Here is a 13108-nt window from a genome sequence, read left to right as displayed (position 1 = left end):
TGCAAGAGCACGCGATGAAGCAAACCGTCTGGCATCAACTGAACTTGTGCCCTCAGGGCGATCCCGAACATACGCTGCCCGATGCCGCGATAGCGGTTGAAGACGGCAATATCACGTGGCTCGGCGCGGCCGCCGGATTGCCCGCGCAATACGCGGCGTGGCCGCGCGAAAATCTGCATGGCGCGTGGGTGACGCCGGGGCTCGTCGAATGCCACACGCATCTCGTGTACGGCGGGCAACGTGCCGATGAATTCGCGCAGCGCCTCGCAGGCGTCAGTTATGAAGAGATTGCGCGGCAAGGCGGCGGCATCGTGTCCACGGTGCGCGCAACGCGTGCCGCGACCGAAGACGAGTTGTTTCGGCAATCGGCCGCGCGACTCGAACCCTTGCTTACCGAAGGCGTGACGGCGGTCGAAATCAAATCCGGTTACGGACTGGATCTGGACAGCGAGCGCAAGATGTTACGCGTCGCGCGCCGGCTGGGCGAACGTTATCCGGTGACGGCATACACGACGTTCCTCGGCGCGCACGCATTGCCGCCCGAATTCGCGGGCCGCGCCGACGCGTATATCGACGAAGTCTGCAACAACATGCTACCCGTGCTCGCAGACGAAGGTCTGGTCGACGCGGTCGACGTGTTTTGCGAGCGCATAGGCTTTTCGCTCGAGCAGAGCGAGCGCGTGTTCAATGCCGCCGCGCGCTACGAGCTGCCGGTAAAAATGCACGCGGAGCAATTGTCCAACGGCGGCGGCACGGCGCTCGCGGCGCGCCATCGGGCGCTGTCCGCGGATCACCTTGAGTTTCTCGACGAAGCCGGCGTCGCCGCAATGAAAGAAGCCGGCACGGTGGCCGTGTTGCTGCCGGGCGCGTATTACTTCATTCGCGAGACGCAGTTGCCGCCGCTCGATCTGCTACGGCGTTACGAGGTGCCGATTGCCATTTCCACCGACAGCAATCCCGGTACTTCACCCACCACCTCGTTGCTGCTGATGATGAACATGGCGAGCACGCTGTTCCGCATGACCGTGCCCGAAGTGCTGAAGGGCGTGACCTCGCATGCGGCGCGCGCGCTCGGCAAGGCGGACCGGCACGGCTCGCTGGAAGTAGGCCGCGCGGCCGACTTCGCGGTGTGGTCGGTCGATTCGCTCGCGGAATTAGCTTACTGGATTGGGCGTCCGTTGTGCGCGCGGGTCGTGCGCGCGGGCGAGACGGTTTATCGTCCTTCGATACGCGGCGCGAATTGATCCAGGACCTGAGATATGACACAAGCAAAACAATCGCTATTCGCTGAGCACGCATACCTGCCGGGCGGCTGGCGCCGCGACGTACTGCTGGAATGGAACGTCGACGGAACGCTGACGAGGGTCGAGCCCGGCACGCGCGACGTGCCTGCGTCCGTGGCCACAGCGGCGGGCCCGATAATGCCTGGCATGCCGAATCTTCATTCGCATGCGTTTCAGCGCGCAATGGCCGGCCTTACCGAATATCGCGCGGCATCGGCTACAGGCGCCACGGACAACTTCTGGAGCTGGCGCGATCTGATGTATCGCTTTGCCGCGCGTATCACGCCCGAGGGATTGGCTAGCGTCGCGCAATGGCTCTACATCGAGATGCTGAAGGCGGGCTACACGTCAGTGTGCGAGTTCCATTACGTGCATCACACGCCGGACGGCGGCCGTTATGGCAACCCGGCGGAACTCGCGCAACGCGTGGTGGATGCAGCATCGGCGAGCGGCATCGGCATGACGATGTTGCCGGTGCTCTATCAATACAGCGGCTTTGGCGCGCGCGCGCCGCGCGACGACCAACGGCGCTTCATCAATACGCCTGGGAGCCTGCTCGAACTGCTCGACGCATTGCGCGCCGCGCGGCCTGAAAATGCGGCGCTGCGCTACGGGGTGGCGCCGCACTCGTTGCGCGCCGTCTCGGAGCAATCGTTGCGCGAGCTGCTCGGCGGGCTCGACGGCAGTGCTCCGGTTCACATCCATATCGCGGAACAGACTGCCGAAGTAGAAGCCTGCGTGGAAACGGAGGGCGCGCGTCCGGTCCAATGGCTGCTGGACCGTTTCGACGTCGACAGCCGATGGTGCCTCGTGCACGCCACGCATGTCGATGCCAACGAGACGCTTGCGCTCGCGAAGAGCGGCGCGGTGGCCGGCTTGTGTTTGACCACCGAAGCGAATCTCGGCGATGGCCTTTTCCCCGCGCAGGAGTATCTCGACGCGAAAGGGCGCATCGGTGTCGGCTCGGATAGTCATATCGGCGTGGACTGGCGCGCGGAATTGCGCCTGCTCGAATACGGGCAGCGTTTGACGCGCCGGCAGCGCAACGTGCTCGCGTCCGCGCAAACGCCGTATGTGGCAGACCGTCTTTTCGATGCGGCGGTCGAAGGCGGCGCGCACGCAACGGGTCGCGCGACGGGCGCATTGCAAGCGGGCCATCGCGCGGATTGGCTGGTGCTCGACCCGAATCATGCGAGCATTGCCGAGCATGCGTCGAACGCGTGGCTCTCTGGCGTTGTATTCTGCGAGCACGGCGAGACGCCCATCCGCGATGTGTATGCAGGCGGCGACAAGGTAGTCGACAATCGGCGGCATCGCGACGAAGAGGGTGCTTACGCGCGCTATCGCGTGGCGCTCGCCGACCTGCTCAAATGATGTAAAGCAGCGCATCGTGCATTGCGTGCCTGCGTCACTGCAAAGATCCTGCGAAAGAGAACTGACATGACTGCTTCGAATACTCCGCCGGTTTTCACGCTGCATCGAGGAAGCCTGCCGTTGCTGATCTCGATCCCGCATGTGGGCACCCAGATACCCGCCGACATCGCCGCGGCGATGACCCCCGCGGCGTTTCGCACCGACGACTGCGACTGGCATCTCGACCGGCTCTATGCGTTCGCGAAACGCATGGGCGCGTCGATTCTCGCGCCCACTTACGCCCGCTATGTGATCGATCTGAACCGTCCGCCTGACGGAGCGAACCTCTATCCGGGCCAGGATACAACGGGACTCTTGCCCGTCGATACCTTCGACAAGGAGCCGTTGTACCTGGAAGGCCATCTGCCGGACGAGGCCGAAGTGGCCCGCCGTCGCGATGCTTACTGGATGCCGTATCACGACGCTCTGTCGGGCGAACTTGCCGCGCTCAAAGCGCAACATGGCAAGGCGCTGCTATGGGAGGCGCATTCGATCCGCTCGCATGTGCCGCGTTTCTTCGAAGGACGCTTGCCGGATTTCAATTTCGGCACTTCGAACGGCGCAAGCGCGGTGGCGGGTTTGGGCGAGGAACTGGCGGCTGTGGTCGAGCGACATGGCGACTATTCGGCTGTCGCCAATGGGCGCTTCAAGGGCGGCTACATCACGCGGCACTATGGTCAGCCTTCGCAAGGTGTGCACGCGGTGCAGTTGGAGTTGTCGCAGATCACCTATATGCAGGAACAGCCGCCGTACGCGTACGATCAAGCGCTTGCGGCGGAGGTCGAGCCGCTGCTCGAGCGACTGGTCGCGACGGCGCTGGAGCGTGTCAAGGCCGGTTGACCGCGGCCTCGCAACCCTGCTGTTTTTCCATACCTCTTCCATCATTTCCACGCGGTTCGCGGAGCTGCCGTAAATCTCGGCAGCTCCCACGCGTCGGCTCACACCGCGAAGGTGTAACAGCGTGTGTCCGCGATTGCGCGCCGCGCCTTTCGCGCACAACGTATGGCGTTATGGGCGTCCGCATCTCACGTATCCATTTGCGCCGCGCGAATCCGTCGATAAAAAAAGCCCCGCAAGTAGCGGGGCTTTGCGATGCGCGCGACGCACGGCGTTCGGGGCGGCCGTCGTTTCCCTCGATGTGAAGGCAACGATTAGCGGCAGTGGCGTTCCCAGTGATGATGCACGTGCACCTTATGGCACACCTGGTGGTGATGATGCTCATAAGCTTGTGCGGGAGCGATTGCGCTGAGAGCAGCGGCGGCTGCGGCAATGGCCAGAACAATTTTCTTCATTACAAAACCCTTAATCGGTGTTGGGAAACTCACGATGCAGCACGACCTATGCCGCACGGTTCGCAAGCATGCCACATCGGCGCGCGGGGCGGAGGAACGTCGTCCCGATGCAACTTGTCGAACAGCGCGGCGAAGGGCGCAAACGGCTATGTGCATTGACGTTGAGCGACGCGAGCAGAGTCGATGCATGGCCTCGTGTGCGACCGCGTGCGCCGCTTGCCAGTGAGGCCCTGCAACGGCTACCCTTTCAAAACGATGACGCTCGCAACGGCGTCGTCTTTACATCGGGCAAAAGATGGAAGACCCAGCGATGGAAGATTCCGACGAATTGCTGCTCCCGGTCTGGCGCGCGAATCTCGTGCTGTTGACGCGCGAGGTGGGCGCGGCCAGTCGCCTCGCACGCATGATGACTTTCTCCGCGAGCTATCTGAAGTTGATGTTGTCCGGCCAGCGCGAATTCAGCGAGGAGTTCGTGCGTGGCATAGAAGCGGTGACGGGTTTGCCGAATGGCTGGATGAATACGCCGCACACCGAAGCCGAGATCCCGGCCAACGCGCGCGAAGCGATCGACAACGAGCAGCCCCTCGCGCGCTTTCGCGGCACCGCGCATCCCGTGCGGAAGAAGACCGTGCTGCGGCCGCCTGAGCCGATTTTTGGCCAGGCGTCGCCTGCCAGGCGCGTCGAGGACGAGACCATCGACGCCGAAGCGCATCGACGCCAGGCGTATTTTCGCAAGGTCCGTGAACTCGCGGTACAAGAGGTTCGGCGCTTCGAGCGGCATATCGTGCATGCGCCGGTTGAACTCGCGTCGTTGCGATCGAAAGTGGAAGACGTGATCGCCGCCGCCGATGCGGACGATCCGATCCAGGCCGATCTTGCCGGGCGGCTCGAACAGATCGAGAAGCATCGGCATCTGCTGCTCAGGCATGTCGAGAGACTGCAGGCTTTGCTCGGGCAGCTTGGTGAAGGCGATTGACCGGCGGCGCGGAGAACATTATTCATGACGCGCTACACGGCGTGCCTGCGGATCGCCGCCGCGTTCGCATTGTGCGCGGCAGCCGCCACCGCTTTCGCCGAAGGCGCGCTATCGGTATCGGACCCATCCGGCGACGAGCGTGCGCCCTACACGACTGAGCGCGACGTTCATCTCTTCACGATCCAGAAAGACGGTTCGATCGAGGAACACGACGACAGCGTATTGCGCGCGAACACGACGAGCGGCGTGGACGACATCGCGCAACGCTATGTGTGGTTCAACAAGGACATCGAGCAGGTTCAATTGCTCGCGGCCGAAACGATTGACGCCGACGGCGCGACGCACACTGTCGGTCCCGAAGCGATCCGCGACATTCAGGAGCCGCGCTCGGCGGGCGCGCCGAGCTTTCAGGACGGCGTGTTGCGCACGGTGATTTTTCCGGGCGTGGAGCCTGGTTCCCGCGTGCATCTCACGTTTCGCAAGACGCGCGCAAAGCCGTTGCAGGCGGGCACCTTCGCCTACCTCGTAGAGCCGACGAGCGAACCCGTCGAGGAACAGCGCCTGATCTTCGATCTTCCCGCCGACGTGCCGCTTTACGCCGACGCGCGCGGCTATACCGCGTTGCCGCCGGTCACGGCGAACGGCCGCACACGCTATGAATTCGAATACCGGCACGGGCCGTATGCGCGGCTGGAGGCCGGCGCGGTCGGCTACGCGAATTGGGGCGATCGTCTGATGGTGTCGACCGTGCCCGACTTCGCGAGCTTCGCCGCACGTTACCGCGGACCCGCGGCCGACGCCACCTTCAACGATCCGGCCATCGTGCAGCTTGCGCAGTCGCTCACCGCGCGTGCCGCCGATCCGCGCGAGAAGGCCCACATCCTTTACGACTGGGTACGCATGAATGTCCGCTACGTCGCGCTTTTTCTGGGCGAGACGGCGGCGATTCCGCACAAGGCGGCTGACATCCTGCGTAATCGTTATGGCGACTGCAAGGACCACGTCGCGCTTTATAGCGCATTGCTGGCCGCCGTCGGCATTCGCAGCGAGGCCGTGCTGCTCAATCTCGGGCCGTACTACAGCTTGCCGGACGTGCCGGGCTATGGCGCGAGCGCGATCAATCACGCGATCGTCTGGATTCCTGATCTATCGCTGTACGCGGACACGACGGCGGGCGGCGTGGGCTTCGGTTATCTGCCGGCGGCGGTGATGGACAGGCCGGTACTGCTGGTCGGCGAAGGCGTGCTGTCGCGCACGCCGGCCACACAGGCGCGCGAGCGGCGCGCGCGCGTGCAGATCGACGTCGACGAAAATGGCACCGCGGACTACGCGTACCGGGTCGAAGACGCGGGCTTCACCGCCGAGATCGAACGCAATGTCTTTCGACGCGCGTCGCGCCAGCGCACGCAACAGATTGCCGGCAACCGTCTGCTGCAAACCGGCCTGCATGGCACCGCGCAGTTACGTACAGGCGAAGTTGCGGTAACCGACGGGCCGTTCGCGACGTGGATGCAAGGCAAGGTCGAGCACTTCGTATGGACCGACGGCACGACGGCAATGCCCACGCTCACGAGCTTCTCCGGCGGCATGGGCTCGCAGGTGCAGGCGTGGCTTGCGGAGCCGGTGCGCACGCAGCCGTGGGCGTGCATCGGCGGGGACTTCGACGAGACACTGGAGATCACGCTGCCGCGCTTCGCAAACGTGACCGACACGCCGGCCGATACCGACGTGCAGAACCGGTATCTGACTTTCTCGTCGCGCTATGTGTTCGATCGCGCGGCGCGCGGGTTGCAGATCAGGCGGCAACTGCACGCCGCCTTCGGACACCAGATGTGCACCCCCGCCGAGTTTGCCGCGATCAAAGACGATCTCGTGCGGATCGAGCGCGACCTCGACGCGCAAATCGTCGTCAAGGCCGCGAGGCTGGCGGGGGCCGCGAGCGCGAAGTAGCGCCGCGCTCAGGAGCCGCTCTTGGTCACGATCGGAACCCACGCGCCGTTCTTGACCTGATAGAGCGTCGACGCGCCGCTTTTCAGCGCGCCGGTGTTATCGAACGAAATCTTGCCGGTCACGCCTTCGAAGTCGATCGCCTTGAGAGCCGGCCGGTAATCGGCGGGCGAAGTCGACTTAGCCTGCTGCATGGCCTTGATGGCGGCCCACGCTCCGTCATAGCCGAACGGCGCATACGACAGGATCTCGCCGCCAAAGCGCTTCTTGAACTTCGCGGAGAAGTCCTTGCCGCCCGGCAGTTGCGCGAGCGGGCGACCGTATTCCCAGGCCATTACGCCTTCGGCCGAGTCGCCCGCAAGCTTGATGAACTCCGGGTCCTCCACGCCGCCGCCGCCCACCAGTTGCGCCGTTACGCCGAGTTGCTTCATGCGCCTCGCGAAGCCTGCGGCCTGCGTGTCGAGCCCACCGAAGAAAATCAGGTCCGCGTTCGCCGCCTTGATCTTGGTGATCTGCGTGCTGAAGTCGACCGCGTGATTGTCGGTATATTCGCGCGCGACGATGTTGCCGCCATGCGCCTTGACGGCCTTCTCGAACTCGTCGGCTTCGCCCTGGCCGAATGCGGTGCGGTCGTCGATGATCGCAATGCGTTTGGCCTTCGACACCTCGACCGCGTATACGCCTGCGTTGCCGGCATTTTGCGCGTCCGTGGAGATCACCATGAAGGTGTTCGCGAAGCCGCGGCCGGTAATGATCGGGTTCGTCGCGGCTGGGTCGATCACCGGAATGCCGGCCTGCTCATAAACCTGCGAAGCGGGAATCGTCGTGCCCGAGTTGAAGTGGCCGACCACTACCGAAACGCCCGCGTCCACCAGCTTCTGCGCAACCTGCACGCCGATGCGCGGGTCAGCCTGGTCGTCCTGCGAGACGATCTGGAACTGCGCGACCTTGTCGCCGATCTTGAGCTTCTGCGCGTTGGCTTCCTCGATAGCGAGCCGCACACCGTTCTCGAGATCCTTGCCGTAGCCGGCATTGGCCCCCGTCATGGGCGCGGCGAAACCGATCTTGACCGGCAGGTCGTCGGCGAAACTGGCGAGCGGCGCCGCTGCGATCATGGCGCCAACGAACAAAGCAAGCGGTTTGAGCGTGTTGTTAAGACTCATGGTCTCTCCTTACTTCGACAGTTCCAGGTTATGAAAGCGGCAAGGCTGCGACGCGGGTCCGGCGTGCAACGAGAGACTAAGGAAAATGGCTCGCGATACACAATGCTGGAATACGCGCACTCGCGTTTGCACGCTGGTCATGTGGCGCGAATATAGAAAGCCAATATGCCGCCGTCTTGGCAGTTCGCTGCGCTTTGGATGAGAATTTCGGCATAAGCCGCGCGTGCGTGGGCGGGCCGCATGCCGGGGGGCGGGGCGGGGATGCGGATTACCGCACATGCCTGAAGCTACGTCCACGGGACGTTTAAGGCATGTGCGGGCGTGATGCCGCGTCTGGGCGGCAAGGAATGGCGGTAAGCAAAGAGCAATGCAAGCAATGCTTGCGCGCGGAGCGACGCGCCGGTTTCTAGCGCTCGCCTTGCTGGCGCATCACTTCTTCGCGCAGACGCAAGAGCGGCGCCTTGGTTTCGTCGTCAGCCCATGTGTCGAGGTCGTCGATCGCGCGTTGGCAGCCGTCGAGCACGAGGTCGAGATCCACCGGCACGCCGTTGTTCAGCGCGAATTCGATGGTCTCGGCAAACTGCTGGCACTCGTCCTCGCCGTAGGAGATGTCGAGGTTGTCGGCGATCACTTCGGCGATATTGCTGCGCGCCTTGTCGTCGGGCGTCACCATGTCGATGATGCCGCGCGCCACCGCCTGTGAGTAGTAGAGCGCGATGTCGAGCCACTGCGTGGGATCGAAGTCGGCCTGGTCGAACTGGTTCTCGAAGAACTCGATGGCTTCCTGTTCGTGCACCTCGTCCGCGTCGACGCTGATGCACAACTGCTCAAAGTACTCTTCCCGCTCGCTGCGGATATAACCGTCCATCGATGCCTCGTCTGCTGAATGCCGGAGCCTAAAAAAGTTTGCCGCGCGCGTGAGGGGTTGCTTCGCACACGCGGCACGCATTATAGGACGACCGGCAGGCCGCCAAGGTTCCGTGCGGCGCACGGCGCCGCGTTGCCGCCCGCAGCAAGCGAAGCCGCTATGCGGTCTCCGCCACCCACGCGTCGAACCACTCGCGGGGCTGCGCGATTTCGTTTTGCGCGGCCACCAGTTCGAGCTCGTAGCGCCCGGCTTGCCAGGTCAGCTTGACGACGGCGTTGACCGCCGCGAGCGTGTGCTCGAACGCCGCGCGAATCGTATCGCCCAGCAGCGTGCGTGCGACGAACACCGCGCTCGTCACATCGCCGACGCCAACCGGCTGCCGCGCGAACGGATAGAGCGGGCGCTGGCCCATCCATGCCTCGCGTTCGGTGACGACCAGCATGTTGAAGCGGTCGGCGGGACTGTTGCGGTCGAGCAGATGTTTGACCAGCACGAGCTTCGGTCCGCGCGCGATGATCTCGCGGCACGCGGTGACGGCTTCTTCGAGTGTCTCGATCTCGCGGCCCACGAGCCGCTGCAGCTCAGTATGGTTCGGCGCCATCGCGTCGGCCATCTCCGGCATGGTGTTCACGAGAAACTCCTGGATGCCCGGCTCGACCTTGCAGCCGCTCGCGGCGCCCATTACCGGATCGCAGAAGTACCACGCGCGCGGATTCGCGGCCTTAACGGCCTTGACGATTTCCAGTACCGATTGCGCCTGCTCCGGCGTGCCGAGGTAACCCGAGAGCACGGCGTCGCAGCGCGGCAGCATGCCGATTGCGCCGATGCCTTCGGCGAGCTCTTCCATCTGCGTGGCATTGATCGCCGTGCCGGTCCAATGGCCGTACTGCGTGTGGTTCGAGAACTGCACCGTGTTCAGCGGCCACACGTTCACGCCAAGCCTACGCATCGGGAACACGGCGGCGCTGTTGCCCGCGTGCCCGAAAACGACATGTGACTGGATGCTCAGAACGTTCTTCGTCATGGTATGGCTCGCGCAGCCGTTCGTGCGCGATCGGTGAAAACGGGAGGAATGCGCGGTGACGGTGTTTCGGCATGAGCCGAATGCCTCGCGCGCAGCACTGCTTCAGACGCTGCAAGAATAATGCACGGTCTGCATCGTCAGGAAACAATACATGAGTTTGCCGCAAGGCAGTTGATCCGTCCCCGTGTTGTTGCGCCGAACCATCACCAAAGATGCGCGGCGCCGCGCTGTTTGCGGCCGGGCAACTCAGGCAGGCACCAACTCAGACAAGCTCGCGATACAGCGCCAGGTAGCGGTCCGCGGAAGCGCCCCAGCCGAAGTCCTGGCGCATCGCGCGCCGCTGCGCCGCTTTCCATTCGGTGCGCCGGCCATAGAGCGCGAACGCCCGGCGAATCGCGGCGGTGAGGCCGCGCGGCTGGAAGTGCTCGAAGACGAAACCGGTGGCGAGATCCTCGGCGAGATTTTCGAGCGATGCGTCCATCACGGTGTCCGCGAGACCGCCTACGGAATGCACGAGCGGCAGCGAACCGTAGGCAAGCGCATAGAGCTGCGTCAGCCCGCAGGGCTCGAAGCGCGACGGCACGGCGACCACGTCGCTGCCCGCGATGATCGTATGTGCGAGCTTTTCGTCGAAGCCAAGCTCCACCGCGACCGATTCGGGATGGGTCTGGGCGACGCGTTTCAGGCCGTTCTCGAGCGCCGGGTCGCCGGTGCCGAACACGACCAGCTGGCCGCCGCGTTTGACGATCTCCGGCACGGTTTCGAGCAGCAGGTCGAGGCCTTTTTGCTCGGTGAGGCGGCTCACCACGCCGAACAGCAGCGCGTCGGTTTTCTGCGCGAGACCGAAGCGTTTTTGCAACGCCTCCTTGCACGCCAGTTTCCCGGCGAGCCGCGTGGCGGTGTAGCGATTTTCGAGGAGCGCGTCGCTTGCCGGGTTCCACACCGTATAGTCGACGCCGTTCAGAATGCCGCACAGGTCGTGCGAGCGGTTGCGTAAAAGAGCGTCGAGTCCGCCGCCTTGGGCGAGCGTCTGAATTTCGCGGGCGTAGGTCGGGCTCACGGTCGTGATGCGGTCGCTGTAGTAAAGCCCCGACTTGAGAAACGATAGCTGCCCATAGAATTCGACGCCGTACATGCTGAAGAAATCGTCGGGCAGGCCGAGCTGGCCGAACTGGTGCGCGGGAAAAACGCCCTGGTATGCGAGGTTGTGCACCGTAAAGACGCTGCGGGCCGGTGCCCGGCCATGCTGCCGTTCGGCCGCTTTCAGATAGGCGGCGGCGAGTCCTGCATGCCAGTCGTGTGCGTGGACGATCTGCGGCGACCAGGCCGGATCGAGCTGTTGCGCGAGTTGCGCGGCGACCCAGCCGAGCAGCGCGAAGCGCTGTGCGTTGTCGCCGTACGGCACGTGCTCGTCGTTCAGATAGGGGTTGCCGGGCCGGTCGTACAGCGTGGCGGCGCGGATCATGTAGACGATAAGTCCGTTCGACGGCAGAGTGCCCTGTTCGAGCGTGACGTCCGGCGCACCGAAACGGCGGCCCAGTTGCGCGACCGGACGCACGTCGCGCAAGCCGGCAGCCACCGAGGGAAAGCCGGGCAGCAGCACCCGGACGTCGGCGCCGCGCTCGACCAGCGCGGACGGCAATGCGCCCGCAACGTCGGCGAGACCGCCTGTTTTCAGGAGGGGATACAGCTCGCTTGCGACGTGCAGGGCGCGAATCGTCATAGGCTCGGTCTCGTTCCTTGAATGATGGCCGGGGAATGCTCGCAATACTGGCCGCGCGCCGCGCCGGGCGAAGCTACGGCAACTGGCACGCAGCCGGTCGGACTCAGGGCGCTTCCTGCCGCAGCGCTTCGGGCGTGACGAGCACGACGCCGTCGTCGGTGCGATAGAAACGCTCGGCGTCGGCTACCGGATCTTCGCCGATCACCGTGCCGTCCGGGATCGCGCAGCCGCGGTCCACGACCACTTTCTGCAAGCGGCAACTCGCGCCGACTGTGACCTGCGGCAACAAGACTGCCTCATTGATGTTACAGAACGAACTCACTTTCACATTCGACGACAACACCGAGCGCGAGATCTGCGAACCGGAGATCACGCAGCCGCCGCATGCGAGCAGATTGTTGCCGGAACCTTGCAGACCCTTCAGATCACGCACGAACTTGGCGGGCGGCAGTTGTTCCTGATACGTCCAGATCGGCCAGCTGCGGTCATAGAGGTCGAGCGTCGGGATCGTGGAGGCGAGATCGAGATTGGCGGCCCAATAGGCGTCGATGGTGCCGACGTCGCGCCAGTACGGCTCGACGTTCGGGTCCGACGATACACACGACATGCCGAACGGATGCGCGATCGCGGTGCCTTGCGTGACGACGCGCGGCAGGATGTCCTTGCCGAAGTCGTGATCGGTATCCACGGTCGAGATGTTTTCCTCCAGCAGCGAGTACAGGTAGTCCGCGTTGAACACGTAAATGCCCATGCTCGCCAATGCGGTGTCCGGGCGGCCAGGTATTGCGGGAGGGTCGGCGGGTTTTTCCACGAAGCCGATCACGCGGCGGTTTTCGTCGACGGCCATCACGCCGAAGGCCACCGCGTCCATGCGCGGCACCTCGATGCAGCCGACCGTGCAATCCGCGCCGCTATCGGCGTGATCCGCGATCATGCGCGTGTAGTCCATCTTGTAGATGTGATCGCCCGCCAGCACGACCACGTACTTGGGGCGGATGGAGCGGATGATGTCGAGGTTCTGGAACACGGCGTCGGCGGTGCCGCGATACCAGTGCGCGCCTTCCACACGCTGCTGCGCGGGCCACAGATCGATGAATTCGCCGAACTCGCCGCGCAGGAAACTCCAGCCGCGCTGCAGATGGCGCAACAGCGAGTGGGCCTTGTACTGCGTGACGACAGCGATGCGCCGGATGCCTGAGTTCAGACAATTCGACAGCGCGAAGTCGATGATCCTGTACTTACCGCCGAAATGCACGGCGGGTTTGACGCGTTTGTTGGTGAGCGGTCCGAGCCGCGTGCCTCGTCCGCCGGCGAGGACGATGGCGAGGGTGGTGCGTTGAAGGTCGTTCAGCCGTGCCGGAGTATCCATGTCCGTCTCCTTTGTCGACCGGAGTTGGCGCTTTAGCGCTTACTCCGGTC

10 protein-coding genes are annotated in these 13108 nt (G+C 64.1%); 5 read left to right on the top strand and 5 right to left on the bottom strand.

All coding sequences use genetic code 11. The annotated features are described in order from the left end of the window. Positions 1 to 14 precede the first annotated feature (14 nt). The 5 genes from hutI to RW095_RS30330 all read left to right on the top strand — a co-directional run bounded on the left by hutI (position 15) and on the right by RW095_RS30330 (position 6914). Positions 15 to 1244 carry an imidazolonepropionase gene (hutI, locus tag RW095_RS30350; RefSeq protein WP_317022411.1) on the top strand — a complete coding sequence of 410 codons (1230 nt, stop codon included), beginning with the start codon at positions 15 to 17 and terminating at the stop codon, positions 1242 to 1244. 15 nt (positions 1245 to 1259) lie between these two features. Continuing rightward, positions 1260 to 2657: a formimidoylglutamate deiminase gene (locus RW095_RS30345; RefSeq protein ID WP_317022410.1), complete on the top strand. Its 1398-nt coding sequence runs from the start codon at positions 1260 to 1262 to the stop codon at positions 2655 to 2657. A 66-nt stretch (positions 2658 to 2723) separates the two neighbouring features. Beyond that, positions 2724 to 3536 carry an N-formylglutamate deformylase gene (gene hutG, locus RW095_RS30340; RefSeq protein WP_317022409.1) on the top strand — a complete coding sequence of 271 codons (813 nt, stop codon included), beginning with the start codon at positions 2724 to 2726 and terminating at the stop codon, positions 3534 to 3536. Positions 3537 to 4298: 762 nt separating this feature from the next. Continuing rightward, the gene (locus RW095_RS30335) at positions 4299 to 4964 is read left to right on the top strand and encodes a hypothetical protein (RefSeq protein ID WP_317022408.1); all 666 of its coding nucleotides are present in this window, start codon (positions 4299 to 4301) and stop codon (positions 4962 to 4964) included. 24 nt (positions 4965 to 4988) lie between these two features. Further along, positions 4989 to 6914: a DUF3857 domain-containing transglutaminase family protein gene (locus RW095_RS30330; protein ID WP_317022407.1), complete on the top strand. Its 1926-nt coding sequence runs from the start codon at positions 4989 to 4991 to the stop codon at positions 6912 to 6914. An 8-nt stretch (positions 6915 to 6922) separates the two neighbouring features. Here RW095_RS30330 and RW095_RS30325 read toward each other — a convergent pair whose 3' ends face one another. The 5 genes from RW095_RS30325 to glgC all read right to left on the bottom strand — a co-directional run bounded on the left by RW095_RS30325 (position 6923) and on the right by glgC (position 13058). Next, the gene (locus RW095_RS30325; protein ID WP_317022406.1) at positions 6923 to 8074 is read right to left on the bottom strand and encodes a branched-chain amino acid ABC transporter substrate-binding protein; all 1152 of its coding nucleotides are present in this window, start codon (positions 8072 to 8074) and stop codon (positions 6923 to 6925) included. A gap of 406 nt (positions 8075 to 8480) precedes the next feature. Next, complete coding sequence (locus tag RW095_RS30320; protein WP_317022405.1) at positions 8481 to 8942, bottom strand: hypothetical protein; 462 nt, start codon at positions 8940 to 8942, stop codon at positions 8481 to 8483. A 157-nt stretch (positions 8943 to 9099) separates the two neighbouring features. Then, positions 9100 to 9966, bottom strand: a complete 867-nt coding sequence (gene pdxY / locus RW095_RS30315; protein WP_317022404.1) for a pyridoxal kinase PdxY — start codon at positions 9964 to 9966, stop codon at positions 9100 to 9102. Between the two features lie 262 nt (positions 9967 to 10228). Continuing rightward, positions 10229 to 11689, bottom strand: a complete 1461-nt coding sequence (gene glgA, locus RW095_RS30310) for a glycogen synthase GlgA (protein ID WP_317022403.1) — start codon at positions 11687 to 11689, stop codon at positions 10229 to 10231. 103 nt (positions 11690 to 11792) lie between these two features. Beyond that, a complete protein-coding gene (gene glgC, locus RW095_RS30305; protein ID WP_317022402.1) occupies positions 11793 to 13058 on the bottom strand; it encodes a glucose-1-phosphate adenylyltransferase in 1266 nt (421 codons plus the stop codon). Between the last annotated feature and the right edge of the window lie 50 nt (positions 13059 to 13108).

The organism is Paraburkholderia kirstenboschensis (assembly GCF_032806925.1).
Classification (GTDB): Bacteria; Pseudomonadota; Gammaproteobacteria; order Burkholderiales; family Burkholderiaceae; genus Paraburkholderia; species Paraburkholderia kirstenboschensis.
Note: the sequence above shows the minus strand (reverse complement) of the source record. Positions and strands in the feature narration are given on the sequence as shown.

Bases quoted from the DNA above. Each gene is read 5' to 3' on its own strand.
- RW095_RS30320 (WP_317022405.1), bottom strand. From the start codon at position 8,942: ATGGACGGTTATATCCGCAGCGAGCGGGAAGAGTACTTTGAGCAGTTG.
- glgC (WP_317022402.1), bottom strand. From the start codon at position 13,058: ATGGATACTCCGGCACGGCTGAACGACCTTCAACGCACCACCCTCGCC.
- hutI (WP_317022411.1), top strand. From the start codon at position 15: ATGAAGCAAACCGTCTGGCATCAACTGAACTTGTGCCCTCAGGGCGAT.
- glgA (WP_317022403.1), bottom strand. From the start codon at position 11,689: ATGACGATTCGCGCCCTGCACGTCGCAAGCGAGCTGTATCCCCTCCTG.
- RW095_RS30335 (WP_317022408.1), top strand. From the start codon at position 4,299: ATGGAAGATTCCGACGAATTGCTGCTCCCGGTCTGGCGCGCGAATCTC.
- RW095_RS30330 (WP_317022407.1), top strand. From the start codon at position 4,989: ATGACGCGCTACACGGCGTGCCTGCGGATCGCCGCCGCGTTCGCATTG.
- pdxY (WP_317022404.1), bottom strand. From the start codon at position 9,966: ATGACGAAGAACGTTCTGAGCATCCAGTCACATGTCGTTTTCGGGCAC.
- hutG (WP_317022409.1), top strand. From the start codon at position 2,724: ATGACTGCTTCGAATACTCCGCCGGTTTTCACGCTGCATCGAGGAAGC.
- RW095_RS30325 (WP_317022406.1), bottom strand. From the start codon at position 8,074: ATGAGTCTTAACAACACGCTCAAACCGCTTGCTTTGTTCGTTGGCGCC.
- RW095_RS30345 (WP_317022410.1), top strand. From the start codon at position 1,260: ATGACACAAGCAAAACAATCGCTATTCGCTGAGCACGCATACCTGCCG.